23 protein-coding genes and 1 tRNA gene are annotated in these 24,432 nt (G+C 68.4%); 9 read left to right on the top strand and 15 right to left on the bottom strand.

Annotated features, from left to right (window positions below):
• Nucleotides 1–38: 38 nt before the first annotated feature.
• Genes FRZ61_RS20225 through FRZ61_RS20215 form a run of 3 tightly spaced genes read right to left on the bottom strand, consistent with a single transcriptional unit; the run spans nt 39 to nt 2,279 of the window.
• On the bottom strand, nt 39–386 hold the full coding sequence (locus tag FRZ61_RS20225) for a hypothetical protein (protein ID WP_151119428.1): 348 nt from the start codon (nt 384–386) through the stop codon (nt 39–41).
• A 40-nt stretch (nt 387–426) separates the two neighbouring features.
• Entirely contained in the window at nt 427–912 is a 486-nt protein-coding gene (locus FRZ61_RS20220) for a YajQ family cyclic di-GMP-binding protein (protein WP_151119427.1), read from the bottom strand.
• A gap of 8 nt (nt 913–920) precedes the next feature.
• On the bottom strand, nt 921–2,279 hold the full coding sequence (locus FRZ61_RS20215) for an MATE family efflux transporter (protein ID WP_151119426.1): 1,359 nt from the start codon (nt 2,277–2,279) through the stop codon (nt 921–923).
• 350 nt (nt 2,280–2,629) lie between these two features.
• Here FRZ61_RS20215 and dgcN point away from each other — a divergent pair, with 350 nt between their 5' ends.
• From dgcN to FRZ61_RS26465, 3 genes are all read left to right on the top strand, one after another.
• On the top strand, nt 2,630–3,631 hold the full coding sequence (gene dgcN / locus FRZ61_RS20210; RefSeq protein ID WP_151119425.1) for an N-acetyltransferase DgcN: 1,002 nt from the start codon (nt 2,630–2,632) through the stop codon (nt 3,629–3,631).
• Nucleotides 3,632–3,636: 5 nt separating this feature from the next.
• Nucleotides 3,637–4,629 (top strand): N-acetyl-D-Glu racemase DgcA, encoded by a 993-nt coding sequence (dgcA, locus tag FRZ61_RS20205; RefSeq protein WP_151119424.1) that lies wholly within the window; start codon nt 3,637–3,639, stop codon nt 4,627–4,629.
• A gap of 72 nt (nt 4,630–4,701) precedes the next feature.
• Nucleotides 4,702–5,160, top strand: a complete 459-nt coding sequence (locus FRZ61_RS26465; RefSeq protein ID WP_191909121.1) for a hypothetical protein — start codon at nt 4,702–4,704, stop codon at nt 5,158–5,160.
• Nucleotides 5,161–5,621: 461 nt separating this feature from the next.
• Here FRZ61_RS26465 and FRZ61_RS20195 read toward each other — a convergent pair whose 3' ends face one another.
• From FRZ61_RS20195 to FRZ61_RS20180, 4 genes are all read right to left on the bottom strand, one after another.
• Nucleotides 5,622–6,806 carry an aminotransferase class V-fold PLP-dependent enzyme gene (locus FRZ61_RS20195; RefSeq protein ID WP_151119423.1) on the bottom strand — a complete coding sequence of 395 codons (1,185 nt, stop codon included), beginning with the start codon at nt 6,804–6,806 and terminating at the stop codon, nt 5,622–5,624.
• A gap of 251 nt (nt 6,807–7,057) precedes the next feature.
• Nucleotides 7,058–7,819 carry a lytic transglycosylase domain-containing protein gene (locus FRZ61_RS20190; protein ID WP_225308916.1) on the bottom strand — a complete coding sequence of 254 codons (762 nt, stop codon included), beginning with the start codon at nt 7,817–7,819 and terminating at the stop codon, nt 7,058–7,060.
• 424 nt (nt 7,820–8,243) lie between these two features.
• Nucleotides 8,244–8,798 carry a GNAT family N-acetyltransferase gene (locus tag FRZ61_RS20185; RefSeq protein ID WP_263641740.1) on the bottom strand — a complete coding sequence of 185 codons (555 nt, stop codon included), beginning with the start codon at nt 8,796–8,798 and terminating at the stop codon, nt 8,244–8,246.
• 24 nt (nt 8,799–8,822) lie between these two features.
• Nucleotides 8,823–9,743: an N-formylglutamate amidohydrolase gene (locus FRZ61_RS20180; RefSeq protein WP_151119422.1), complete on the bottom strand. Its 921-nt coding sequence runs from the start codon at nt 9,741–9,743 to the stop codon at nt 8,823–8,825.
• A 320-nt stretch (nt 9,744–10,063) separates the two neighbouring features.
• Here FRZ61_RS20180 and FRZ61_RS20175 point away from each other — a divergent pair, with 320 nt between their 5' ends.
• Both FRZ61_RS20175 and FRZ61_RS20170 read left to right on the top strand, forming a co-directional pair.
• A complete protein-coding gene (locus tag FRZ61_RS20175; protein ID WP_151119421.1) occupies nt 10,064–10,423 on the top strand; it encodes a response regulator in 360 nt (119 codons plus the stop codon).
• A 167-nt stretch (nt 10,424–10,590) separates the two neighbouring features.
• Nucleotides 10,591–10,665, top strand: a tRNA-Val gene (locus tag FRZ61_RS20170).
• Nucleotides 10,666–10,743: 78 nt separating this feature from the next.
• Here the strand turns inward: FRZ61_RS20170 and FRZ61_RS20165 are convergent.
• From FRZ61_RS20165 to FRZ61_RS20140, 6 genes are all read right to left on the bottom strand, one after another.
• The gene (locus tag FRZ61_RS20165; RefSeq protein ID WP_151119420.1) at nt 10,744–12,027 is read right to left on the bottom strand and encodes an acetyl-CoA C-acyltransferase; all 1,284 of its coding nucleotides are present in this window, start codon (nt 12,025–12,027) and stop codon (nt 10,744–10,746) included.
• Between the two features lie 54 nt (nt 12,028–12,081).
• Nucleotides 12,082–12,846 carry an FAD-binding oxidoreductase gene (locus FRZ61_RS20160; protein WP_225308915.1) on the bottom strand — a complete coding sequence of 255 codons (765 nt, stop codon included), beginning with the start codon at nt 12,844–12,846 and terminating at the stop codon, nt 12,082–12,084.
• Nucleotides 12,839–13,447: a sulfite oxidase-like oxidoreductase gene (locus FRZ61_RS20155; RefSeq protein ID WP_151119419.1), complete on the bottom strand. Its 609-nt coding sequence runs from the start codon at nt 13,445–13,447 to the stop codon at nt 12,839–12,841. Before FRZ61_RS20155 ends, FRZ61_RS20160 begins: the two co-directional genes overlap by 8 nt.
• A 162-nt stretch (nt 13,448–13,609) precedes the next feature.
• A complete protein-coding gene (locus FRZ61_RS20150; protein WP_151119418.1) occupies nt 13,610–15,241 on the bottom strand; it encodes an MDR family MFS transporter in 1,632 nt (543 codons plus the stop codon).
• A gap of 42 nt (nt 15,242–15,283) precedes the next feature.
• The gene (locus FRZ61_RS20145; protein ID WP_225308914.1) at nt 15,284–16,384 is read right to left on the bottom strand and encodes an HlyD family secretion protein; all 1,101 of its coding nucleotides are present in this window, start codon (nt 16,382–16,384) and stop codon (nt 15,284–15,286) included.
• Nucleotides 16,385–16,395: 11 nt separating this feature from the next.
• A complete protein-coding gene (locus tag FRZ61_RS20140; RefSeq protein WP_151119416.1) occupies nt 16,396–16,587 on the bottom strand; it encodes a hypothetical protein in 192 nt (63 codons plus the stop codon).
• Between the two features lie 148 nt (nt 16,588–16,735).
• Here FRZ61_RS20140 and FRZ61_RS20135 point away from each other — a divergent pair, with 148 nt between their 5' ends.
• From FRZ61_RS20135 to FRZ61_RS20125, 3 genes are all read left to right on the top strand, one after another.
• Complete coding sequence (locus tag FRZ61_RS20135; RefSeq protein WP_151119415.1) at nt 16,736–17,347, top strand: TetR/AcrR family transcriptional regulator; 612 nt, start codon at nt 16,736–16,738, stop codon at nt 17,345–17,347.
• Nucleotides 17,348–17,745: 398 nt separating this feature from the next.
• Nucleotides 17,746–18,942 carry an aromatic ring-hydroxylating oxygenase subunit alpha gene (locus tag FRZ61_RS20130; RefSeq protein WP_151119414.1) on the top strand — a complete coding sequence of 399 codons (1,197 nt, stop codon included), beginning with the start codon at nt 17,746–17,748 and terminating at the stop codon, nt 18,940–18,942.
• A gap of 144 nt (nt 18,943–19,086) precedes the next feature.
• On the top strand, nt 19,087–20,850 hold the full coding sequence (locus FRZ61_RS20125; protein ID WP_151119413.1) for a hypothetical protein: 1,764 nt from the start codon (nt 19,087–19,089) through the stop codon (nt 20,848–20,850).
• A gap of 433 nt (nt 20,851–21,283) precedes the next feature.
• Here the strand turns inward: FRZ61_RS20125 and FRZ61_RS20120 are convergent, their stop codons facing one another.
• The gene (locus FRZ61_RS20120; protein WP_151119412.1) at nt 21,284–22,861 is read right to left on the bottom strand and encodes a trimethylamine methyltransferase family protein; all 1,578 of its coding nucleotides are present in this window, start codon (nt 22,859–22,861) and stop codon (nt 21,284–21,286) included.
• 253 nt (nt 22,862–23,114) lie between these two features.
• Here FRZ61_RS20120 and FRZ61_RS20115 point away from each other — a divergent pair, with 253 nt between their 5' ends.
• Entirely contained in the window at nt 23,115–23,960 is an 846-nt protein-coding gene (locus tag FRZ61_RS20115) for a LysR substrate-binding domain-containing protein (RefSeq protein WP_407657857.1), read from the top strand.
• Here FRZ61_RS20115 and FRZ61_RS20110 read toward each other — a convergent pair.
• Entirely contained in the window at nt 23,957–24,379 is a 423-nt protein-coding gene (locus tag FRZ61_RS20110; protein ID WP_151119410.1) for a low affinity iron permease family protein, read from the bottom strand. The two genes, FRZ61_RS20115 and FRZ61_RS20110, sit on opposite strands and share 4 nt — an antisense overlap.
• Between the last annotated feature and the right edge of the window lie 53 nt (nt 24,380–24,432).

Genomic DNA, 24,432 nt, shown 5'->3' with positions numbered 1-24,432 from the left:
CCTCTCCCCCCGCTTCGCGGGTGGAGAGGAGGAAGACGTCAATGATGGGCGTGGTGATGCAGGATCTCGTCCGCCATGCCGGTATCGTAGGCGAGGCCCTCGGCGGTGATGGTGGCCGATTGCGGGAAGTTGGTCCGGGCCAGCCCCTTGCGCTCCAGCACGGTCCAGACCGCCTGGTTGTTGAGGCCGGTGGCGTCGCTCGCATGCACGGTGGCATCGCCCAGATGGAAGTGGTCGCCATGGGCGTGGGGCAGCGCGATGATGGTGCGCTCGCCTTCGGTCTCGCCGGGCTGGCTGTAATCGTCGAGCTTGGCCATGGCCTGCAGCAGGGTCAGGGTCTTGAGCTGCAGCGGGTTCAGGCCCAGCGGGTTCTTCTTCGGCGGCATCGGCGGCGATCCTCGTGTTTGGCCTCGAGAGGGTGGAAAGCTAGTCGCGGAAGTTCACATATTGCAGCGGCTGCTCGATCTTGAGGCCGCGCACCAGCTGGATCGCCTCCTGCAGATCGTCGCGCTTCTTGCCGGTGACGCGGAGCTCGTCGCCCTGGATCGAGGCCTGGACCTTGAGCTTGCTGTCCTTGATCGCCTTGACGATCTTCTTGGCCAGGACCTGCTCGATCCCCTGCTTGATCAGCACCTGCTGGCGCACGGCATTGCCGGTGGCCTTCTCCGGGTCCTTGAACTCGAGGCAGCCGGCATCGAGCTTGCGCCGCGTCACATAGCCCTTCAGCAGCTCCTGCATCTGCTTCAGCTTGAGATCGTCGTCGGCGAAGATGGTGATCGCGTTCTCCTTGCGCTCGACGGTCGATTTCGAGCCCTTGAAGTCGAAGCGCGTGCCGATCTCGCGGGTCATGCCGTTGAGGGCGTTGTCGATCTCGGCGAGCTCGGTCTTGGAAACGATGTCGAAGGAGGGCATGTCCGGATTCAGGGGCTGGTTCGGGCCTCGGGCGGCAGGGAACGCTCGATGCGCGGCAGCCAGAGCCCGAGGGTGATCCCGCGCAGGGCGACAAACAGGGTCATAGACAACCACAGCCCGTGATTGCCCCACAAGGGGACCAGAATCCAGAGGGCGGCGAGCTCGCCCAGGAGCGCCAGGATCATGCCGTTGCGCATCTCCCGGCTGCGGGTGGCGCCGATGAAGATGCCGTCGAGCTGGAAGCACCAGACCGCCAGCAGGGGCATGGCGACCATCCAGGGCAGGGCGGCCTTGGCGGTGCCGCGGACGGCCTCGTTGACGCTGTAGAGCTCGATCAGCCGGGAGCCGGCCAGGGCCAGCAGCAGGGCTGCCCCTGCGGCCAGGATGACCGCCCAGAGCGTCGTGTCCCGGACCGCCTGGCGATAGGCCAGGCGGCTGCGGGCGCCGATCGCCGAACCCACCATCGCCTGGGCGGTGTGGGCGAAGCCGTCGAGCCCGTAGGAGATGAAGGCGAAGAAGTTCATCAAAATGGCGTTGGCCGCCAGCGTCTCGTCGCCGAGCCGGGCGCCGATCGCGGTGAACAGGGCCGTGGCGAAGACCAGCGACAGGGTGCGGAGGAAGACGTTGCCGTTGACGCTGAGCAGCGCCGTCAGCCGGTCGCGCGCGAAGAGCCGCACCCGCGCCTGGCGCCAGGCGAAGCGGTGGCCGAGCCGTCCGATCAGCCCCAGCCCCGCCGCCAGTGCCGCATATTCCGCCAGCACCGAGGCCGTTGCCACGCCGGCCACACCCCAGCCGAAGCCCAGCACGAAAAGGAGATCGAGCAGGATGTTGGTGGCGTTGAGGGCGAGCTCGATCGCCAGCACCAGGTCGGTCCGCTGGCGCCCGAGAAGCCAGCCCAGCAGCGCATAGACCCCGAGCGTGGCGGGCGCGCTCCAGACACGGATCGTGAAATAGAGATGGGCCTGGGCCTCGACCTCCGGGCTGCCGCTCAGGAGCGAGAAGGCGAGGCGGCCGGCCGGCCATTGCAGAGCCAAGATGGCGGCGCCCAGCGCGAAGGCCAGGATCAGGCTGCGGTCGAGCGTGTCCGCCATCTCCACTGCATCGCCTGCCCCATGGGCCTGCGCCGCGAAGCCGCTGGTGGCCATGCGCAGGAAACCGAAGCCCCAATAGAGGAAGTCGAAGATCATGGCGCCCAGCGCCACGCCGCCGATATAGGCGGCATCGGGCAGCCGTCCGACCACGGCGGTGTCGACGGCGCCCAGGAGCGGCACCGACAGGCCCGACAGGATGATGGGAGCCGCCAGCCGCCAGACGCGGGCGTGGCGCCCGGCGCTGCGGCCGGCGAGATCGGCAGGCGAGACGGACATGACGCTTCCGCGGGACCAGCGAGGAGGCGAGGGGACTATAGCGGCGAGCGCGTGAAGATGTCCCCTCCCCCGTTCAGGGGGAGGGATAGGGAGGGGGCTGACTCGCTCGTCGTCACGAGCGCTGCGGTCTTTCGCTCCGGGTCACGGCATCTAACGGCAGCGCAGCCCCCTCCCCAACCCTCCCCCTGAGCGGGGGAGGGGATTGGTTTTCCAGTACCACGCATGACCCTTACGCATATTTTCCCTGCCGACAGGCCGCCGGGGCTTGGGTAGGATCGCCGGCCATTCGCCCTTCTTCCGCGGCGCCCCGCCCGGGGCCTGCCGCCTCCATCCGACGGAGTGTTCCAGCCATGTCCTTGCGGCGGCCCTATCTCATGTTCCTCGGCACGGCACCCGATCAGCTTGCCGCCAAGACCGCCCAGGGCATCGTGCATTGGCGGCCCGACTGGTGCCTGGGGCAGCTGCGCCTGCCGGGCTGCAAGGCCGATCTGGGGATCAAGGACATGACGATCGCCGAGGCGGAGAAGGCGGGCGTCAAGACGGTGATCGTCGGCGTCGCCAACCGCGGCGGCCTGCTCGACGAGAGCTGGATCCCGGGGCTGGTCGAGGCGCTCGAGCGCGGCATGGACCTGGCGAGCGGGCTGCATAAGCGGCTCAGCGACGTGCCGGCCCTGAAGGCGGCGGCCGACAAGCTGGGGCGGCAACTGGCCGACGTGCGCCACCCCACCCGCGAGTTCTCGGTCGGTAATGGCAAGAAGCGCCGCGGCAAGCGGCTGCTCGCGGTCGGCACCGACTGCTCGATCGGCAAGATGTACACCACCCTGGCGCTCGAGGCCGAGATGAAGCGCCGCGGCCTCAAGGCGGATTTCCGCGCCACCGGCCAGACCGGCATCTTCATCGCCGGCGACGGCGTCTCGATCGATGCGGTGGTCTCGGACTTCGTGTCGGGCGCGGTCGAGTGGCTGTCGCCCGAGAACGACGCCGATCACTGGGACCTGATCGAGGGGCAAGGCTCGCTGTTCCACGCCTCCTATGCCGGCGTGTCGCTGGGCCTGCTCCATGGCGCCCAGCCGGACGCGCTCGTCATGTGCCATGAGCCGACGCGCGCCCATATGCGGGGCCTGCCGCATTACAAGCTGCCCGACCTCCAGGCCTGCATCGACGCCAACATCGCGGCGGCGCGGCTGACCAACCCGAACGTGAAGCTGGTGGGGTTCTCGATCAACACCTCGGCCCTCGATGCGGCCGCTTCCGAGCGCTATCTCAAGGAGACCGCGGTGAAGTTCGCGCTGCCGGCGGTCGACCCCTTGCGCACCGGAGTCGGCCCCATCGTCGACCAGCTTCTCCTCTGAGCCCCATGACCCGTTCCACGGCGACGCTCGGGATCGCGGTCGAGACCTGGCCGCTCGCCGGCCGCTTCACCATCTCGCGCGGCTCCAAGACCGAAGCGCGGGTGGTGGTGGTCACGATCGAGGCGGACGGCGTGCGGGGCCATGGCGAATGCGTCCCCTATGCGCGCTATGGCGAAAGCATCGAAAGCGTCACGGCCCAGATCGAGGCCGAGCGCGCGGCGCTGGAGCGCGCGCCCGATCGCGCCGCCCTGCAGCGGCGCATGAAGCCGGGCGCCGCGCGCAACGCGGTCGATTGCGCGCTCTGGGACCTCGAGGCCAAGCGAACGGGCCGGCGCGTCTGGGAGATCGCCGGATTGCCTGCGCCCAAGCCGCTCGAGACCGCCTATACGCTCTCGCTCGGCAGCACCGGGGAGATGGGGGCGGCCGCGCGCGCCGCGGCCGACCGCCCGCTTTTGAAGCTCAAGCTCTCCGGTCCCGGCGATCTCGAGCGGGTGCGCGCCGTGCGCGAAGGCGCGCCCAAGGCGCGGCTCGTGGTCGATGCCAACGAGGCCTGGACGCCTGCGATCTTCACCGAGCTCTCGCCCGCCTTGCGCGAGCTGCGCGTCGAGCTGATCGAGCAGCCGCTGCCGGCGGGCGCCGATGAAGCACTCGCGAGCCTGCCGCATCCGGTGCCGGTCTGCGCCGACGAATCCTGCCATGATCGCGCCGGCCTCAAGGGGCTCGTGGGCCGGTATGACGCGGTCAACATCAAGCTCGACAAGACCGGCGGCCTCACCGAGGCGCTGGCGATGGTGGCGGCGGCGCAAGAGGCGGGGCTCGCCATCATGGTCGGCTGCATGGTCGGCACCTCGCTCTCCATGGCGCCGGCGCTGCTGGCCGGGCAGAGCGCGCGCTGGGTCGATCTCGACGGACCGCTGCTGCTGGCCAAGGATCGCGTGCCCGGCCTCGCCTACCATGGCAGCCGGGTCGATCCGCCGCCGGCGGCGCTCTGGGGCTGAGCTTTGCTGTCGCGACAGAAGGATGAGCGCATGGACATGACGATGGCCGCGGCGACAGGGAGAGCGGGCCGCATGGGAACGCGGCTCGCAGGCCTGCTCCTGCTGGCGCTGCTCGCCGCCTGCACCACCGCCGGCCCGGCACCTGTGCCGCCGCCGGCCCCGCCGCAGAGCTGCCCCGAGAATCTCTCGGCGGTGAAGGCCAAGCTGGTGACGCCCTACGATCAGCTCGCGGGCTTCATCGGTCCGGAGGAGCTGGAGAACACGCTGACCAAGCCGATCGACGAGATGATCGCGCATGGCGGCGGCTTCGAGCCCTCGATCGCCTCGGGCGAGAAATATGTGCAGGAATACAACACCATTCTCGCCGACGAGGGCGGCACCCGCGCGGAATACAAGGCGATGGGTAAGGACGATGCCTGGATCGATCTCTATCTGAGCTCGGTGCGCGACGGCATCACCATCAACCAGTCCTTCGTCGACGCCGTGCGCTGCAAGCAGGCGCTGGCGCAGGGGCAGGCGCCGCAGAGCTGAGGCGCAAGAAGCGCCGACCGAAAAGCAACGCCCTCGCTCATTGCTCCTGCCGTCATCCCCGCGAAAGCGGGGATCCAACGTCAAGCTTGGTGTGCAGGGGAAGGATGGATCCCCGCTTTCGAGCGTGTGAAGAAATCGGCGAAGCCAAAGAACTCTCTCGCCCCCTCCCCTTGCGGGAGGGGGTTGGGGGAGGGGTGATGCCGTGCGAGATCCCGGCAAAAAAGCGGAGCCTGATCTGCTCGTGTCCGCTCGTTTGGCGCCATGTTCAGGCCTTCTTGCCTCCAAAGCGGTGATTGATTGCAGGGATGCCCCCAAATGCACTCGTGGCACCCCTCCCCCAACCCCCTCCCGCAAGGGGAGGGGGCTTGAGTGTTTGCGACACCCTTGCGTGGTGCCGCTCGATTTCTTCACACGCTCGAAAGCGGGGATGACGTGAAGGGGACGGGAGCGCCAGCCTTCGGTCACCGCCCCCGCGCGATCGCGGCAATCGCCTGCACGAAGCGGTCGATCTCGGTTTCGCTGTTGTAGTAATGCACCGAGGCGCGCAGCAGGTCGGGGAGACGGCGCGCCAGCGCGTCGAGCAGGGTCGAGGAGGGGCCCGAGGCCGAGACGTTGATGTGCTGCTGGCGCAGCAGGGGCACCAGCTCGCGCGGCTCGCGCCCGGCGACGGTGAAGCTCACGATGCCGCAGCGCTGGCGCCCGAGATCGCGCAAGCCGATGCCGGGAATGGCGGCGAGGCGCGTGCGCAGCATGTCGGCGAGCGCGCCCACGCGCGCCGCGATCGCATGCAGGCCCCAGCCCAGCGCATAGTCGACCGCGGCACCCAGCCCGAGCTGGCCCGCGATATAGTTCTCCCAGTTCTCGAAGCGGCGCGCATCGGGTCTCAGCTCGTAGCGGTCGGGCGCCACCCAGCGCGCGCCCTGGAGATCGATGAAGGGCGGCTCGAGCCCCTCCAGCAGCGAGCGACGGACATAGAGGAAGCCCGTGCCGCGCGGCCCGCGCAGATATTTGCGGCCCGTGGCGGAAAGCATGTCGCAGCCGACCGCATCGACATCGAGCGGCAGCTGTCCCGCCGACTGGCAGGCATCGAGCAGGAACGGGATCTTGTGGGCGCGCGCGACCTTGCCGATGGCGGCCGCCGGATTGACCAGCCCGCCATTGGTCGGCACATGGGTGACGGCGATGAGCTTGACGCGCGGATCGATCATCCGTTCCAGCGCCGCCACGTCGAAGGCGCCGTCGGGATCGTTCGGCACCACCGCCACCTCGACCCCGCGCGACCGGGAGGCCTGGAGGAAGCCGATATAGTTGCTGGCGTACTCGGCCTCGGCGGTGAGGATGCGGTCGCCGGACCCGAGCTTCAGCGAATGGAAGGCGAGCTGCCAGGCGACGGTCGCGTTCTCGACCAGCGCCACCTCGTCGCGATGGCAGCCGAGCAGCGTCGCGATCGAATCATAGACCCGCTCGTGGCGCGCCGCCGTCACGCCCGCTGCCTCGTAGCCGCCGATCTCCGCCTCGAGCTGCAGATGCCTGACCACGGTCTCGAGCACCGGGGTCGGCATCAGGCCGGCGCCGGCATTGTTGAGATGGATCAGCCGCGCGGTCGCCGGCGTGTCGGCGCGGGCCCTGGCGAGATCGATCGACATGAGGCGACGCTAGGGCGAAGCGCCGAGGGTCGCAAGACGGGACGGCGGCTGCGTTGCTGCAGATTTTCTTTTTCACATATCCCCTCCCCCAACTTTTGGGGGAGGGTTGGGGAGGGGGCTGCTCGGTATTGGCCCCTTCGCATCCCGACCAGATCTGAGATCGAGTCATCCCCCGCCCTGCCCTCCCCCGAAGACGGGGGAGGAGATAAGAAAGAAGAAGTTCTCGGCCTTCGTGTCGGTCTCGTCCTTCGCTACTCGTTGAACGCCGCGATCACCGCCGAGACCGGACCGGCGTGGCGGAAGGCGAGGTTCTCGATGCGACCTTCCTGGGCGGCGGCGATATCGTTGCGCAGGGCCGAGCGCTGGTCCTTCTGCTCCTGGCGCCAGGCGGCGAAGACCTTGGAGCGATAGACCGAGAAATAGGCCGGCGTGCGCGAATGGTAGCTGCCGACCGCCTTGATCCAGGAATGGAGCTCGTCCTTGAGCGCCTTCAGGAACTGGGCCGCGTAGGCGACGTTCTGCGCCGGGTCGAAGGCGTCGTCGAGACTGTCGAAGGCGTCGGGGTGATACATGAGGTTCACCTGCATGCAGCCGACATCGATGCTCTTCACCCCGGCCTTGCGCAGCTTCTTCACCTCGGCGATGGCCGCGGCCTTGGTCGGCAAATAACGCCCCCTGCCCTCGGCCATGACGGTCCAGGGCCAGGCAATTCTTGCCGTGCCCTCGGGCGAGGTCCGGCCGGATTCGATCTTGGAGATGGCATGGAGCAGGAGGCTCGGGATCTGCTCCTGTTCCTCGACCCGGCTGATCTGGGTCGAGCAGAGCTTCCAGTCGTCCGACGGCATCTCGGCCGCCTCGGCGGGGCTGTCGGGCGCGGTTTCGGCCGCCGTATCGGGGGCGGGAACCTGGTTGCTGGCGGCGGCCGGGCGCGCCAGGAGGGCCAGCGCGAGCATCAGGCTCGCGGCCAGGGCGCAGGGCGCGGTGATCCGGCGGTCGGCGGTGGGCGTCCTCATCGCTCTCCTCGGTCGTCGGTTTCGACAGGCCCGTCAGGGGCCTCGCTGTCGGGAGAGCAAGAGCTATGCCAGGAATGGGTTGCCAGCCCGTCAATAAGATAGCGCCCGGGTGTGGTTTCACTGGGTGCCCGACCAGCGTCCGAAAGCTCTTCTTGTGCGACGCACAACTATTGCTCACGCTGCGTCCGAACGTCGCATCTCCTGGGAAATCAACATATTATTTTCACAATTCGCCCATTGATTTCGGTGCGCCATGGGGCCATATGTTGCGTTGCGAGATGAGGCTGTCCTGTCCCCCTGACAGCGCCTCTTCTTGCATGAACGCCTCATGGGCGTTTCCTCCCAGAACTTGGGCCGTGCAACGCACGGCCCTTTTTTTTGGCTTTTCGGGACCCGGCCGGCCCCAGGGGGCGGATGGCCGGCTTCAGCGCGCCGGCGGGGTGCTGTCGCCTTCGCCCAGCGCCAGCTGCATGATCACGCCGTCGATCCAGCGGCCATGCTTGAAGCCCACCGCATGCAGCACCGCCTCGCGGTGGAAGCCCAGGCTCTCATGCATGCCGATCGAGGCGCTGTTGGCGGAATCGCCGATCACCGCCACCATCTGGCGCATGCCGAGCGCCGTGGCGCGGCGGATGACCTCGCGCAGGGCCGAGCGCCCGAACCCCTGGCCGGTCGCGTCGGGGGCCACATAGACCGAATCCTCGACCGTGAAGCGGTAGGCCGAGCGCGGCCGGAAGCTGTTGCAATAGGCGTAGCCCCGCACCACGCCGTCGCGCTCCGCCGCCACGTAGGGAAGCCCGCGGGCCTGGATCTCCTCGCGCCGCCGGTTCATCTCGGCCAGGTCCGGCGGCACCTCCTCGAAGGTGGCGACGCTGTTCAGCACGTGATGGGCATAGATCGCCTGCAGCGCCGGCATGTCGTCGGCGCGCGCATCGCGCACCAGGATGGAAGGCGAAGGAAACGTCGAAATGGCGCTCAAGGGGGGGCGCTCATGAAAGGGGGCTCATGCCGCGAAGGCCGTCCGCTCGATCCGGGCCAGCTCGCCGATCAGCCGGCCGATCGCGCGCTGGAGCGCCGCGAAGCCGGGGCGGCGTTCGTAGGTCGCCTCGTCCATGTAGAGCGCGCGGTTGACCTCGATCTGCAGTGTATGGAGCCCCTCGGCGGGCCGGCCGTAATGCTGCGTGACATAGCCCCCGGCATAGGGCGCGTTGCGCTCGACGCGGAATCCGTCGGCCTTGAGGATCGCCTCGACGCGGTCGGTGAGGGCCGGCGCGCAGGAGCGGCCATGGCAGTCGCCCAGCACGAAATCGAGCCGCCGGTCGCCCGCATCGCGCTCCATCGGTCCGCCCACCGAGGGCATCGAATGGCAGTCGATCAGCAGCACATGGCCGAAGCGCCGGCGCGTGCCGGCGAGGAGCTCCTGGAGGGCCGTGTGATAGGGCCGCCAATAGCGGTCGAGCCGCGCTTCGGCTTCGGCGCGCGTCAGCTTGCGCCCGTAGATCTCCTCGCCCGACGCCACCACCCGCGCGATGGAGCCGAGGCCGGCCGCGACGCGCGGCGAGGTGGCGTTCGCCTCGGCCGGCAGCGCGTCCGAGAACATCGCCGGGTCGAGCTCGAGCGCCTCGCGGTTGGGATCGACGAAGACGCGCGGGAAGAGGGCCCGCAGCAGCGGCGCGCCATGCTCCGGCGCCGCCGCGAAGAGCTCGTCGACGTAGGAATCCTCGGAGCGGCGGAGCGTCAGGGGATCGAGCCGCGACTGGGCCAGGAGCTCGGGCGCGTAGTCGCGCCCGCTATGCGGCGAGGAGAACACCAGCGGCACGGTCTGCGCGGCCGGTGCCAGAATCTCGAAGGCGGCACCGCTCCCGGCCGGCCGGCCGGCGGAGAGGGGAGCGGCCGGCTTGGCGCTCGCGGGTGTCGATTTCATGGAATTTGATGTAGTCGAAAAATCTGTCGTCTGCCATGGGTTGCATGGGGTCCGGGAGCGGTGCCTGGGGATCGTTCCCGCGCCCCGGCGCGCCACATCCTCGGGGGTCGGCCCGCCGCCGCCGAAGGGCCCCGGCGGAGCGCGATTCCGGGCGGAATTTGCCGCTTGGCCAACGACGCGCAATTGTCCGAAAATCGCGCGATCGCCCGAAAAGGGGCACAGCTCAAGGGGTTGGCCTCACGCAACGGGGTTATGCTAACCATTGCTTCAGGCTTGGCTCCTATCCTTGAGAACCCCGCTGACGGAGGGTTGGAGTTCCGATGGCGCGTATTCTGTTGGCCGAAGATGACGATTCCTTGCGTGAGTTCCTCGCCAAGGCGCTGCGTCGTGCCGGTCATTGGGTCGAGGCCGCGCCCGATGGCAGCGAGGCGGAGGCGAAGCTCGACGGCAATGTGTTCGATCTCCTGCTGGCCGACGTGGTCATGCCGGGTCTCGACGGCATCGAGCTGGCGCGCCGCGCTTCGGCGCGCGACCCGGAGCTGAAGGTGCTGTTCATCACCGGCTTCGCCGCGGTGGCGCTGCGCCAGCGCGACGGCCTGCCGGGCGCGCCCCGCGTCCTCTCCAAGCCGTTCCATCTGCGCGATCTGGTGGCCGAGGTCGATTCGATCCTGGCGGCCTGAGGCCCTGCGGCTTGCGGTCTCCGGGCTTGGCAGCCTGAGACCTTTCCGGGCCTTGCCAAGCGGGGTCGGGCAATGGTAATGCCACGCCTCTTTGCCGGGGTCGGAACAAGATCCCGTCGGACCTGACAGGCGAAAGCCTTCGGCCCGGACGGCTCCGGACAGTGAATGGGCGCGTAGCTCAGCGGGAGAGCACTACCTTGACATGGTAGGGGTCACAGGTTCAATCCCTGTCGCGCCCACCACTTTTCACCAGACGCTTCTCAGTTGGTCACGCGACGCCGCGCGCGATTGCGCGACGAGCATCGCACCGTCCAATTTCATCACGCCGCTTCCAGCAGCGCCACGCCGCCCTGGCCGCCGTCGGTGCAGATGCTGACGATGGCGCGTTCGCCGGGCTTGTGCGCGGCGAGCTCCTTCACCGCCTGGCTCAGGATGCGCGCACCGGTGGCGCCGAAGGGATGGCCCAGGGCCACGCTGCCGCCGTTGGGGTTGAGGCGCTCGCGCGGGAAGCGGCCGAGGCTCGTCTCGACGCCGGCCTTGGTCTTGAGGAAGTCGGGGCTCTCGAGCGCCTTGATGTGGAACAGCACCTGCGCGGCGAAAGCCTCGTGGATCTCCCAGAGATGGATATCGTCATAGGCGAGGCCCTGGCGCGCCAGCAGGCGCGGGATCGCGAAGGCCGGCGCCATCAACAGGCCCTCGATACGGAAATCGACCGAGGTGATCTCCCAATCGACGAGCTTCGCCCTGGGCGTGCCGATCGGCAGCTTGGATAGGCCCTTTTCCGAGGCGACCCAGAGGCCCGCGGCGCCGTCGGTCAGCGGCGAGGAGTTGCCGGCGGTGAGGCTGCCCTTGCCGCTGGTGCGGTCGAAGGCGGGCGGCAGCCGGGCCAGCTTCTCGAGCGAGCTGTCCTGGCGCGGGATGCTGTCGCGCCGGACCTCGCCCAGGGGAATCACGAGATCGTCGAAGAAGCCGTGCTCCCAGCCGGCGACCGCGCGCTGGTGGCTTTCCAGCGCATGGGCGTCCTGGTCGGCGCGCCCGATCTGCCATTCCTTGGCGGTGATCTCGGTATGCTCGCCCATGCTCAGGCCCGTGGTCCGGTTGGCGATGCCCGGCACATAGAGCCGCACATCGCCGGGCTTGAGCTCGGCCAGGTGCGAGACCTTCTGGCCCAGCGAGCGCGCCTGCTGGAACTGGCGCAGCCAGTCGGAGAGGCGCTGGCCGAGGCCGATCTGGATCTTGCTGAGGCTGTCCACACCGCCGACCAGCGCCAGGTTGCGGGTCTCGCCGTCGATCATGCCGGCCGCCTCGAAGGCGCCGATCATGCTGGTGGCGCAGGCCATGACGGTGGAGAAGGCGGGGATGGTCGGCGGCAGGCCCGCCTCCATCAGCACCTCGCGCGCGAGGTTGCTCCAGGTGAGGTTGGGCACGACGGCGCCCCAGACGGCGAAATCGGGCTCGGCGCCGCCGAGCTGCGCCCGCATGTGGCGAACAACGGGAACGGAGAGGCCGATCGCGTCATAGCCCGCGAGCGGTCCGTCCACCTTGGCGAAGGGCGTGCGGACGCCGGCGGCAAGCCAGATGTCAGGTCTCGAAGCGCTGCGCATGGGAATCACCGGGATGGAAATGTGACGGTCGGAAGCACGCTGTGCGGCGGCCTTTCATTGCCCATAGCGTTCGGTGCGGATCAGCCGGGGCTCGATGCCGGCGGCGATGGCGGCATCGGCCGCCGCCGAAACGAACGGATTGCCGCCGCAGACGAAGACCTGAGCCGGGCGTTGCGGCAGGCGGGCCAGAAGCTCGGTCATCATCGCCTTGTCGACGCGGCGCGCATAGTTGCCGGGTCGCCGAACGCGGTCGCGCGTGAGCGCGAGGGCGAGATCGAAGCCGTCGCGCCGGCCCTGCAGCGCCAGGAGCTCGTCGCGGAAGACGAGCTCGTCCCAGCGCCGGGCGGAATAGAGCAGCAGCGCCGGCGGGCGCGACGCTTGCGCCGCGCGGTGGCGGATCATCGAGACCAGCGGCACCACGCCCGAGCCGCCGCCCAGCAGCAGGAGCGGCCCGCCATCGCGGACGTTCCAGGCGAAATGCCTGCCGACCGGCCCGCGCAATTCAATCTCGTCGCCGACGGCCGCGACATCGTGGAAATAGGGCGAGACCTCGCCGTCATCGAGCCGCTCGATCGCGAGCTCGATCGGCCCGGTCGTTTCGGGCGCGGAGGCGATCGAATAGCTGCGCTCCGCCTGATAGCCGTCGGGCGCCGTCAGCCGCAAGTCGACATGCTGCCCGGCCTCGAAGGCGAAGGGCCGCTGGGGCGCCAGGAAGAAGCTCGAGACGCGCGCCGTCTGCTTGGCGATGGCGGCGAGGGTGGCGGGCTGCCAGGGCAGCGCCAGAGGCGCCGATGCCGCCGGGGCGACCGCGTCAGTCACCGGTGAAACGCTGCTCTTTCCAGGGATCGCCGCGCATATGGTAGCCGCGCAGCTCCCAGAAGCCCGCCACGTCGGTCTCGGTGAACTGGAGGCCGTTCACCCATTTGGCCGATTTCCAGAAATAGAGATGCGGCACCAGCAGGCGCGCCGGCCCACCATGATCGGGCGTCAGCGGCTTGCCTTCGTACTGCGTCGCCACCATCGCCCTGCCGCCGACGAGATCGGCGGTCGGCAGGTTGGTGGAATAGCCGTCATAGGAATGGGCGAGGGTGAAGCCGGTGGGCGGCGCCTCGAGGCCGGCGGCCAGCAGGATGTCGTCGATCGTCACTCCCTGCCAAGGCGTGTTGAGCTTGGACCATTTGGTGACGCAATGGATGTCGCGCGTCAGCTTGGTCTGAGGCAGCGCGTTGAACTCGGCCCAATTCCAGCGCATGACCGGCTTGGGTCCGACCTTGAGCGTGAAGGACCAGTCCTCGAGCCGGATCCGCGGCGTCGGGCCGGCGGAGAGGACCGGGAAGTCCTGGGTCAGGGACTGACCCGGCGGAATCCGGTCGGCAAGCTCCGGCGCCGGCCGCCGGCCGGTGAATCCACGCGTTACCATCGGGGTCTTTCTCCAAGGCACGGCCGGACCTCTTCGGACCGGCTGCCGCAGAATATGGGCCCTGCCGCCGAAGGATCAAACCGTTCCGGAACACGTCATCGTTATCGGAGAGCCGTCATAGAGCCCGGCCGGCGCCGGCGCGAGTGCCGCTGGGGCATGGATTCAATGCCCCCCGCCGCCACCCTCGACCAGGACCTTTTTCATGAAGAAGGTGCAGACGAGCGCCAGCACCAGGATGACGCCCTGGAGGTAGAAGGCGTCGCCATAGCCCATGATCGAGGCCTGCTGGTGGACGCTGCGGCCGATGGCGACGACCGCCTCGCGCCAGGCGGTGGCGGGATCGGAGACGCCATGGGCGAGGAAATACTGCGTGAGATCGTGGAGCCGCTGGCGCGTCGCCTCATCGAACAGGGTGACGTCGCTGGTGATGATCTCCGAGTGGAACTTCTCCCGGTTGGTCAGCACGGTCTGCAGCAGGGCGATGCCGATGGCGCCGCCCAGGTTGCGCGTCATGTTGAAGATGGCGGAGGCGGATCCCGCGAACTGCCGCTCGATGCCGGCGACCGCGATCGCGGAGAGCGGCGCCAGGGTGACGGCCTGGCCGATGGCGCGCACGATGTTGGGCAGGAAGAGCTCGGGCCCCGCGACATCGTCGGTCAGGTGGATGTTCATGAAGTTGCTGGCGGCGAAGAGGGCGAGACCGCCTGCGATCAGGAGCCGGGTGTCGATCCATTTCGTCAGCTTGGGCACCAGCGGGATCAAGAGGAGCTGGGGCAGGCCCACCCAGGCCAGGACCTCGCCGATCTGCTCCGCATTGTAGCCCTGCATCTGCGAGAGATAGAGCGAGAGCACGAAGACAGAGCCGTAGAGCACCATGCCGAGCAGCATGGTGGCGAGGGTCGCGAAGCCGAAATTGCGCCGCAGCAGGAGCCGCAGATGGAGCAGCGGCTTCTTGACGGTGAGCTCGATCGCGATGAAGGCCGTGAGCGAGATCGCGGCGATGACGGAGAGCCGGGTGATGAAGGTCGAGCCGAACCAGTCGTCCTTGTTGCCTTCCTCGAGCACGGTCTGGAGCGACCCCAGCCCGATCGCCATGGTGATGACGCCGAGCCAGTCGCCGCCCTTGAGCAGGCTGAGCTGCATCGGCTCGCGCTCGAGCGAGAACCACAGCATGACGAGCATCACGATGCCCGGCGCGAGGTTGACGTAGAAGATGTACTGCCAGCCGAAATTCTCGTTGAGATAGCCGCCGATGGTGGGGCCGATCGCCGGCGCGAACACGGCGGAGACGGCGAAGAGCGCCATGCCGATCGGCTGCTTGGCGCGCGGCAGCATGGTGATGATGATGGTGAAGGCCATCGGGATCAGCACGCCGCCGGCGAAGCCCTGCAGCGCGCGCAGCACGATCATCTGGCCCAGATTCTCGGCGTGGGCGCAGGCGGCCGAGAAGAGCAGGAAGAGCAGGGTGTTGACCAGCAGGTAGCGGCGCGTCGAGAACACCTTGGAGAGCCAGCCGCTCAGGGGAATGACGATGATCTCGCTGATGAGATAGGCGGTCGAGATCCAGCCGCCGTCGTCGATGCCGGCGCCGATGGCGCCCTGGATGTCGGCCAGCGCCGAGTTCACGACCTGGATGTTGAGCACGGCGAGGAAGGCGCCGAGCGCCGAGCCCACGACCGCGAGCCAGGTCTTGGCCGACACCGAGGCCCCGTCGTTCTCGTTGCTGGCGGGCTTGGCGGCCGGCGCCGGCAGGACGAGGCGCGGGGAGGATTCAAAGGTTTCGACGGCGGACATGGCGTGCGGTCCGGGCTGTGCGGAAGGTTCGGCCAAGGCCGATCAGTGCTCGGCGACCTGCGTTTCCATCTGCTTCTCGGCCAGCACCGTCGCCTTGGTGTCGACCGAGGCTTCGACCGACATGCCGGCCCGCAGCAGCCCGACCAGCGGATCGTTCGGGTCGAGCGTGATCTTGACCGGGATGCGCTGGACGATCTTGGTGAAGTTGCCGGTGGCGTTGTCGGGCGGCAGCAGGCTGAATTCGAGCCCGCTCGCCGGCGCCAGGCTGTCGATGCGGCCATGGATCACGGCGTCCGGGAAGCTGTCGACCTCGATGGTGACGGGCTGGCCGTCGCGCATCTGGGTAAGCTGGGTCTCCTTGAAGTTGGCGACGACATAGGCCGCCTGCAGCGGCACCACCGCCATGAGCTGCGTGCCGGCCTGGACATACTGGCCGGGACGCAGCGAGCGCGCGCCGACGACGCCGTCGATGGGCGCGGTGATGGAGGTATAGGCGAGGTTGAGCGTCGCCTGCTGCGCCACCGCCTGGGCATGGGCGAGCTGGGCGTCGGCCTCGCTGCGCTGGGTCGTCAGCACGTCGATCTGCTTGCGGGCGGCGACCAGCGCCGCGCGGTTATGCTCCAGAAGCGCCGTCTGCTGGCGCAGGTCGGATTCGGCGAGCTGGGCGCGCTGCACCGTGCCATAGCCGGTCTTCATCAGGTCCTGGTAGCGCGAATGGTCCTGCTTGGCGAAATTGACCGCGGCTTCGGCCGACGCGATATCGGCCGTGGCCTGGTCGACGATCGACTGCTGCCAGGCGAGCTGGGCATCGAGATTGCTGATCGCGGCCTGCGCCGCCTGGACATCGGCGTTGGCCTGGTCGAGCGCGGTCTTGAAATCGCGCTCGTCGATGCGCGCCAGCACCTGGCCGGCCTTGACCGGCTGGTTGTCGTCCACCATGACCTCGGCGATATAGCCCGAGATCTTCGGCGCGACGATCGTGTAGTCCGCCTTCACATAGGCGTCGTTGGTGGTCTCGACGAAGCGGCCCGAGGTCCAATAGCCGTAACCATAGAACCCGCCGGCGGCGATGAGGGCCACCGCCGCGACGGCGAGGCCGCCGCGCTTGGCGGCGTGCCCGGTCAAGAAATGCCTGATCGACATGGTCATCGTCCCTACCGGCCCTTGCCGGTTCCCCGATCTGCCGGCGCGGCGCTGTCCGCCCGGCGCTGCCCGAGGACATTCCGGATCCGGGCGAGCAGGCCGAGCAGCGTCGATTCCTGGACATGGTCGCCCGACATCACCAGCCGGGTGGTCGGGTCGGCCAGGAGATCGTCCAGCCTCGGTTCGCTGTGCCAGTCGCTCATGATGAAGTTCCCGTCATGTTCCAGAGGCGTTAAATACGCTACGATCCGTATCTAAACTTAGAATGTGGCGAAACAAGGCGTGGCAGTCTTGCAAAAAACGCAACGCACCGTATCCTATTTAAGGAGCGTGAGCAGAAAGAGACCCATCATGACTGCTGTTACCGAGGAACGCGGGCCCGGACGGCCGCGCTGCCAGGACACGCGCCAGTCGATCCTCCGCGCGGCCTACGAGCTGTTCGACGAAGGCGGAGACCAGCCCTTCACCATCGAGGCGGTCGCCCGGCGCTCGGGCGCCGCCAAGACCACGATCTATCGCTGGTGGCCGACCAAGGGCGCGCTCGCGACCGAAGCCTTCCTCACCATCGCCGAGAAGCGGAGCGCCTTCCCCGAGACCGGTTCCGCGGTGGCGGGACTCCGCGTCCAGCTCAAGGCGCTGGCCAAGCTCTTTCGCGGCCGTACCGGGCGGCTCGTGGCCGGCATCATCACCGAGGCCCATAGCGACCCGGAGGCGCGCAAGGCCTTCATCGACGGCTATCTCAAGCCGCGCCGCGCCGCGGCCGCGCGGATCCTCCAGCGCGGCATGGCCGATGGCGAGCTGCGCCCGGATCTCGATATCGAGACCGTCTGCGACGCGCTCTACGGGCCGCTCTATCTGCGGCTGATGGTCCGGGACAATCCGGGCGACGACGCGGCGATCGATCGCCTCATCGACATGGTGCTCGAGGGCATCAAGGCGCCGCCGCAGGCGTCGCGTCGATAGCGGATCAGAAAGAGCCATCGCCTCCTCCCGTGGCAGCGTTGGCGGGAAGATGGCATCCGTCACGGCCGGCGGCGTGAACGGCCTTGCGCCGTTTTGCAAGGCAACGGCGGCGTCTCTGTCCGAATCTATCCGAGCCGAGGACGTTCACTCCAATCCCCTCCCCCTTGAGGGGGAGGTTAGGGTGGGGGTGATCGAAGGACGCGACCTTGAAGGGCTCTCGAGCGCTCCGGTACTGGTGTCCAGCGAGCCTGTGGCCGGCCCCCACCCCGGCCCCCTCGAGGGGGAGGAGAAGGAATTGAAGCGGTCGCTCTGCTCCGAGAGCGGCCGAGACCGTTTTCACCCCGCCTCGATTTCCCTTACAGTCGGCGCCGGTCCCTCACAGCGTGAAGCGCGCCGCCATGATCCCCACGACCCTGCCCGCCTGGATCTACAACAACCAGGAGATCTTCGCGCTCGAGCGCGAGGCGATCTTCCTCAGGACCTGGCAGCTCGTCGGCCATGTGAACGAGCTGAAGCAGCCGGGCGATTTCCTGCGCTTCGACCTGCTGGGCGAGAGCGCCATCCTGCTGCGCGACCGTGACGGCGCCTTGCGCGCCTTCCACAATGTCTGCCGCCACCGCGCCTATCGCCTGCTCGAGGGCGATGCGGGCAATTGCGGCCGCAATGTCCGCTGCCGCTATCACGGGTTCGTCTATGAGCTCGACGGCGCCCTGAAGGCGGTGCCGAGCGAGGACAGCTTCCCCGGTCTCGACAAGAGCGAGTATGGCCTGCGGCCGCTCGAGATGGAGATCTTCATGGGGCTGGTCTTCATCCGCTTCGGCGGCGACGGCCCCTCGATCGCCGAGCAGCTCGCACCCTATCGGGAAGCGCTCGGCTTCTACCGCATCGCGGAGATGGAGCCGCTCGGGAAGCACGGCCATACGCCGATCGCCGCCGACTGGAAGGTCGCGGTCGAGAACAATATCGAGGCCTATCACGTGCCGGTGGGCCATCCCGGCCTGCAGCGGCTCTACGGCGCCACCTATCGCTACGAGGTGAAGCCCTTGGGCGTGTCGCATGGCGGCGGCCGGCTGATCGACCGTCCTTCGCCCAGCTGGAGCGAGCGCCACTACCTGAAGTTCCTGCCGCCGGTCGAGCATCTGCCAGAGGAGCGGCAGCGCGCCTGGCTCTATTACAGCCTGTTCCCGAGCCTCGCCTTCGACATCTACCCGGACCAGATCGACTACTTCCAGATCCTGCCGCTGGCGCCCGGCAAATGTGTCGCGCGCTCGCGTGCCTATGCGCTGCCCGATGCGCGGCGCGAGATGAGGGCGGCGCGCTGGCTCAACCAGCGGATCAATCTCCTGGTCGGACGCGAGGACAAGGGGCTGGTCGAGGGCGTGCAGGCGGGGCTCGGCTCCGGCGGCTATCGCAGCGGCATCCTGTCGGCCAAGGAGGTCAGGGTGCAGCAGTTCCAGACCCTGATCCGCGCGGCCGTGCCGGTGGCGGGCCTCGAGACGGCTCCCGAGCCGGGAACCGTGGCGCGGCGCAACCGCGAGCTCAAAGCCGCACCGCCCTTGCGCGAATCGCGGCCGGAAATCCCTGTGCCGGCATGAGTTTGGCTGCCGCGGAGCGGTCTTAATCAGCCCTTCACCTTCCTGGCGTTGGATCGCGGGCGCAGGCGTCGCGTCGCCGATGCGGCCCTGCGAGGGGACCGGTGCGTTCGGCCGGTGCCCTTCCGATCACCTCGGGCGAGGATCATGGCACGTCTCTGGGGCAACATCGCCTCGATGCTGGGACTGGGCGGGCAGGGTGTCGCTGCCGGTTCCGCCAGCCCCACGGGCGAGGCCTTGCCGGCAGCCTCCGAAAGCCCTCCCATCCCGCCCGTCATCGATCTCCCGCAAGCCGACGGCAGTACCAAGCCGCCCGCGCCGCAGGAAGCCGCGACGCGGATCGAGTTCGGCCAGAGGCTGAACAGCGCCTTGAGCTACGGCCAGGCGATCTCGGCCGGCCGGGTGAAGCTCATCAATCTCGACGAGCTCAAGCGCGAGTTCGGCGACCGCTGGACGCAGATCGCACCGCGCGTCGCGACCACGATCGCGTCGGTGATGAAAAGCCGGCTCGGCCCCAACGACGCCTTCATCCGTCTCGACGAGGCGCATTTCGTCCTGCTGTTCACCCAGCAGGACGGCGAGCAGGCCGCGGCGATCTGCAGCCTCGTCGCCGCCGAGATCAAGCAGAAGCTCTTCGGGATCGAGCGCGATCTGGCGCATATCAAGCTGGCGACGGCCACCATCCAGGTCGACGGACGCATGACGCTCGATCCGATCGATCCGATCGCCACCGTCACGAAGCTGCTCGATGCGGCGCCCGCCGTCACGGAGCACGGTCCTGCGGACGAATCGATGGCGTCCTGGACCCCGACCACCGGCAAGGTCCAGAAGGACCCCGATTGGCGCGAGGTCCGCATTCCGCGCGAACCCGGCGCCGAGGGGACCCCGCGCAGCGTGCCCATTCGGATCAGCTCCCGCGCGCTCAACGATCTCATCAAGACGCTGGGCCAGGCGGTCGGCGACTGGCGCCAGGTCGAGGGACCGGCGGAGCATGTGATCTTCGATGCCGCGGAGCAGCAGCGCCAGATCGCGGAGAGCGTGCGGCGCCAGGAAACCCTGCGCCAGATCGAGGCGGCGGCGAGCGGCATGACGGTTCCCGTCGCCGCGGCAGCCGGCGCCGCGCCGGACGAAAGCGGCCGCGACCTGATCGTCTCGCAATTGCGCGGCGCCAGCTTCCGCTACCAGCCGATCTGGCACCGGGAGACCCAAGCGATCACCTCCTACAGCCTCAATCTCCGCTTCCTGGTGGGCGACGCCCAGCTCTCCGTGAACGAGCTCATGGATTGGGAGAGCGATTCCGAGGTCGCGGCCGCCGTCGATCTGCTGATGGTGAAGAAGTCGCTGGCCGATCTCGCCACCATGATGCGCCAGGGCACCAAGGCGATCCTCTCCTTGCCGCTGCACCGCGCGCTGCTCGACATGCCGGTGGCGCGCGCCGAGCTCCTGGCCTTGCTGTCGGCGGCACCCGTGCCGATGCGCCAGCTCGTGCTGCTCGACCTGCTCGACGCCTATGCCGGCGACTGGGCGCTGCTGCCGGCGCTGGTGGGAGGCCTGCGCCGCGTCAGCCGCGAGGTCGTGCTGCGGCTGTCGCTGGACCATACCGATTTCAGCCGCGTGCTGGCGGCGGGCGCGCGCACGGTCGGCGGCGACCTGCGCGAGCAGGCCTGGCCTCATGCGCGGGCCATGCGGGGCCTGGCCGAGTTCGGCAAGGCGGCGCGCGCGGCGGGCCTGAGAAGCTACGTTCTTGGTATCAACACGCCGCCGCTCGCCATCGCCGCGATCGCGGCCGGGTTCGACTATCTCGCGGGCAGCGCCGTCTCGCCGGAGATCCCCGAGCCCGTGGGCGTGGTGCCGCTCGACGCGGCGCATCTGTCGCGCGGCGCCTCGGCCAATCGCAGCCTCAAGCGATGATTGCCGGCTCCGCCGGCGGAAGACAGCCTTCGGCGTCATCCCCGCGAAAGAGCGCGTGAAGAAATCGAGAGCACCACGCAAGGGCGTGGCAAACACTCAAGCCCCCTCCCCTTGCGGGAAGGGGTTGGGGGGAGGGGTGCCACGGACGCAGCTGGGGGCATCCCTGCGATCAATCACCGCTCTGGAGGCAGAAGGCCTAGACAGGGTGCCAAGCGAGCGAGCCCGAGCAGATCAGGCTCCGCTTATTTGCCAGGATCTCGCACGGCATCGCCCCTCCCCCTACCCCCTTCCGCAAGGGGAGGGGGCGAGAGAGTTCTTTGGCATCGCCGATTTCTTCACACGCTCGAAAGCGGGGATCCATCTTGATCCAGGTCGCCAAGCGTTGAGGTGGATCCCCGCTTTCGCGGGGATGACTAAAGAGCGGCTGCCTGCCTCACTCCGCGGCGGCCGCCGTCTTGCGCATCGCGTCGCGCGGCAAGCGCACGGGGAAGCGCTGGCGGATCGAATCGTCGACCGCGGTCGAGATATGGGCGGGGAAATGGTTGGCGAGGATGTGCCTGGTCTTGCGCACGGCGCGATCGACGATTCCCGGGCGGCCCTGCTCGACCCATTCCTTCGGCGTGGTGCGGTCGCCGACCAGCGGATAGACATACTCGGTCTGCATCAGCTGCAGCGTCTGGTCGGCGCCCAGATAATGGCCGGGGCCTTCGAGGCAGGTCTGGCGGATGGTCTCGAGCGCGATCGATTCGTCCGTCACCTCGATGCCTTTGATCGTGCGCTGGACGGCGCCGATGATGTCGTTGTCGATCAGCAGGCTCTCCAGGCAATAGCCCAGCAGGCTGGCATGCATGCCGGCCGATTCATAAATCAGGTTGGCGCCCGCATTGCCGACCAGCGCATGGTTGTAGGCCTTCTCATAGCCGGCCTGTGCGTCGGGCACCTTGGAGTCCGTCATGCCCGAGGCCGTGCCGGCGGTCAGGTCGTAGAACTGGCCCATCTGGGCGGCACCCGCCGAGAGCAGCGCCTGCTCCGGGCTGCCGCCCGACATGGCGCCGGTGCGCAGATCCGAGACGAAGCACCAGGTGCCGAAGATCGCGGGCGCGCCGGGCTTGATCGCGTTGACATAGACGAGCCCCGCCAGCACCTCGGCCACTTCCTGCACGATGGCGCCGGCGAGCGAGGCGGGTGCGGTCGCGCCGGCCTGGCCGGCCGAGAGCAGCAGCACCGGCATGCCACCGCGCACCGCGACCTCGAGGCAGCGGCAGGCATCGGCCGCGAACTTCAGCGGCGGCACGACGAAGCAGTTCGACTGGCTGACGAAGGGGCGCTCGCGCCACTTGTCCTCGCCGCCCGCGATCGCATGCAGCATCTGCAGCGACGCCTCGAGCTGCTCGGGAGCCACCCAGCTCGTGCCGACATGCTTGGTGGTGCCGAAGACGCTGGCATAGCAGGTGTTGAAATCCATCTCGAAGGGATCGGTCAGCTCGCGGCAGACGATCGCGCGCTGGAAGAAATGGATATGGTCGAGCGTGTCGACGATACGCGCGATGTCGTAGAGGTCCTTCGTCGTGGATTCGCGATATTCGCCGGTGATCGGATCGACCATGTGGACGGCGGCGCCGGCGGTGCCGAAATAGACCTTGCTGCCCCAGGGCTCCATGTCGTAGCGCGGATCCTGCGCATAGAGCGGAAACTTACGCGCGGCCTTGGCGATCGTGTCCTCGATGAGGGCGCGCGGGAAGGTGAGGCGGCCATTGCCCTGGAGCTTGGCGCCCGCGGCCGTCATGACCTCGATCCCGCTCGGGATCGCGTCGGCCATGCCGACATTCTCGAGCACGTCGAGCGCCGCGTGATGGATCTTCTGGATGTCGGCATCGGTCAGCGGCTTGTAGCGGCCGCCCTCGAGGCCCGGCCAGACGGGACGCTGATTCTCCGGCAAGGGGGCCGCCCGCATCGCGCGCCGCGCCTCGCGTCCGCCACGCCGTCCCGACCTCGTTTCCGTCTCGCTCATGCTCGCTCTCTCGTTTCGCCCAAGGGCCCCGGTCCGGCTTCCCATAAACATAAAGGGCAGCCCCCTTCGGGATGCCCTTTTGCCGATGCTCTCTTCAGGTCCTGCCGTTCCCGGATGATGCGGCTTTGCGCTGTCGCTCACAAACGACTAATGTTCGCTCTCAGACCAAGTCTGGCTAATGGGTCGATTATTCATGGCAAAAAAATTACCGCCACTCAATTGGTTACGGACTTTCGAGGCCGCGGCGACCAGCATGAGCTTCACCGCCGCGGCCCGCGAGCTGGGGATCACCCAATCGGCCGTCAGCCAGCAGGTCCGCCTGCTGGAAAGCCATCTCGGCCGGCCCCTGTTCCACCGCCTGCCGCGCGGCCTCCGGCTGACCGAGGCGGGCGACGCGCTGCTGCCGCTCCTGGGCGACGCCTTCGCCCGCATCGCCGAGGGCACGGCCGAGATCTTCGGCGATATCGACCGGGTCCGGCTCCTGGTGCGCGCCACCACCAGCTTCGCGGCGCTCTGGCTGGTGCCGCGGCTGGGCCGCTTCCGCGCCCGCCATCCCGAGATCGAGTTCCGCCTGACCAGTTCGATCTGGCCCGCCGACTATCCCGATCCCGCGGTCGATCTGGAGATCCGCTACGGCACGGGCCGCTGGTCGGGGCTGCGCGCCGACCGGCTCACCTGGGACGAGCTCTTCCCCGTCTGCAGCCCCGACTGGGCGCGGGGGGCGCAGAAGCTGGAGAAGCCCGAGGACCTCGCGCGCTGCACGCTGCTCCATGCCTTCGGCTTCCGCGACGGATGGCCCGAATGGCTGGCGAAGGCGGGGCTGACCGACAAGGTCGACGGTGCCAGCGGGCTCGAGTTCGATCTGGGCCTCGCGGCGCTCGATCTGGCGGAGCGCGGCGTCGGCGTGGCGCTGGGCCGGACCTGCTATGCCGCCGAACGGATCGCGGCCGGCCGGCTCATCGTTCCCTTCGACATCCGGCTGCCGACCGACGAGGCCTTCTACCTGGTCTCGGCCGAAGGCCGCACGCCGACCGCGGATGCGACCGCCTTCCGCGACTGGCTGCTCGAGGAAGCGGCCGACGCGCGGCGCGCGCGCTAATCCGCATCGAGCTCCAGGGCATCGGTGTCCTTCCGGCCCTGCCTGACCGCTTCGCGCGCGCGGGCCGCCAGCGCCGCATAGCGCCGGCGCATATGCGCGAGCTCCTCCTCGTTCAGCTCCTCGATGTCGAGCAGCGCGTTATGCGCGCCCTCGACCGCGCGGATCAGCTCGTCGAGCTTGAGCTGCACCGCGTGGGAATCGCGGTTCTGCGTGTTCTGGATCAGGAACACCATCAGGAAGGTGACGATGGTCGTGCCGGTATTGATGACGAGCTGCCAGGTGTCGGACCAGGCGAAGATCGGCCCGGTGACGGCCCAGACGACGATGATCGCGCAAGCGGTCATGAAGGCGAGCGGATGGCCCGAGGCGCGGGCGATCCAGTTGGCGAAATGGCTGAAACGGCTGCGGCGGTAATGCATGGGACCGGCCTCCTTGGCGCCGGGGGACGAGACGGATCGCGGCCGATCGTCGG

It is taken from the genome of Hypericibacter adhaerens (assembly GCF_008728835.1).
GTDB lineage: Bacteria > Pseudomonadota > Alphaproteobacteria > Dongiales > Dongiaceae > Hypericibacter > Hypericibacter adhaerens.
Note: the sequence above shows the minus strand (reverse complement) of the source record. Positions and strands in the feature narration are given on the sequence as shown.